1 protein-coding gene is annotated in these 1,465 nt (G+C 40.5%); it reads left to right on the top strand.

The window, feature by feature from the left end; all coding sequences use genetic code 11:
• Window positions 1–177 precede the first annotated feature (177 nt).
• Window positions 178–1,446 (top strand): transposase, encoded by a 1,269-nt coding sequence (locus QUB26_RS31785; protein WP_333234358.1) that lies wholly within the window; start codon window positions 178–180, stop codon window positions 1,444–1,446.
• Window positions 1,447–1,465: the final 19 nt, after the last annotated feature.

Consider the following 1,465-nt stretch of genomic DNA (forward strand, 5'->3'; position numbering starts at 1 on the left):
GGTATTATAAAACTTCATTAAGTTTATAAGCAGTAGTAAGCAAGAATGATAATATGTAGTCAGGAGGTTAACAATGAAACTACCTGACTACGCTAAAGCAATAGGCATAAGTTACACAACTGCGTGGCGGTGGTGGAAGGCAAATAAACTACCACATCCGAGAGATGGAGGCTCTGAATGCAGCTAACAGAGAGACACATCATTAAATCGACGGAACACCGTTTCGCCCAGATTGACGAACTAGCCTTCAAATCCAAAAACCTCTACAATGCCGCCAATTACGTTATTCGTCAGAGCTTTATTTATGGATGGGGTTATGTCAACTACAACGAAATGAACCGCTTGATGAAGTCTCAGGAAGCGTATAAAGCTTTACCTGCTAAAGTCAGTCAGCAAATATTGATGGTACTAGACAAGAATTGGAAATCGTTTTTTGAGGCATTCAATGCTTACAAAGCTGATTCTTCCAAGTTCACGGGTCGTCCAAAATTGCCCAAGTACAAAGATAAAGTTAAAGGGCGAAACCTTCTAGTATACACGATTCAAGCGATTAGCAGCAAACAGTTGAAGAAAGGAATTATCAAGCTTTCCGGCACTGAACTTTCAATTAAAACCCAACTCAATCCCGATCAGATTTGTCAAGTTAGACTGGTTCCGAAATGTGATTCCTATGTAATTGAGGTAATTTATGATGAACTGGAGTCCACCCTTGGCAATGCCAACTCTGTAGCTAGTATTGATTTGGGGCTGGATAATTTAGTGGCGTTAACTTCAAATCAGCCGGGATTTATCCCTTTGTTGATTAACGGGCGACCATTAAAATCGATCAACCAGTTCTACAACAAACGTAAAGGAAAGTTGCAATCCCAGTTAAAAGGAGGTCGCAAAACTTCACTACGGATTCAGCGCTTAACACGCTGTCGCAATCAAAAAGTTGATAATTACTTGCATCATACCAGTCATGTGATTATTGATATTTTGATGGCAAAGCAGATTGGGACGCTAGTAATTGGCAAGAATGCCCAGTGGAAAACTGAAATCGAGTTAGGGAAGAAAACTAATCAAAACTTTGTTAGCATTCCTCATTCTCGGTTGATTGAAATGTTGGAATACAAAGCTCGGTTAGTGGGAATTACGGTGATTGTGCAGGAAGAATCCTACACGTCCAGAAGTAGCTTTCTGGGTTTAGACCCAATTCCGGTTTACGGAAAAACAGAAAAAGAGCCTGTATTTACTGGGAAACGGATCAAACGAGGTTTGTACAAAACATCAACTGGTCAGTTAATTAATTCCGATGTGAATGCTTCTTACAATATTCTCAGAAAAGCAATCCCAAATGCGTTCAGCGATGGGATAGGGAGCTGCGTAGTTCAGCCAATGCGGGTTAATCCGCTCAAAGTAAAAGTGAAAGGGGAGGGACTTGAAGCCTCCCATGTCTATAAATGACTATACTTTTACCAGCTAT

It is taken from the genome of Microcoleus sp. B4-C1 (assembly GCF_036705285.1).
Taxonomy (GTDB): domain Bacteria; phylum Cyanobacteriota; class Cyanobacteriia; order Cyanobacteriales; family Microcoleaceae; genus Microcoleus.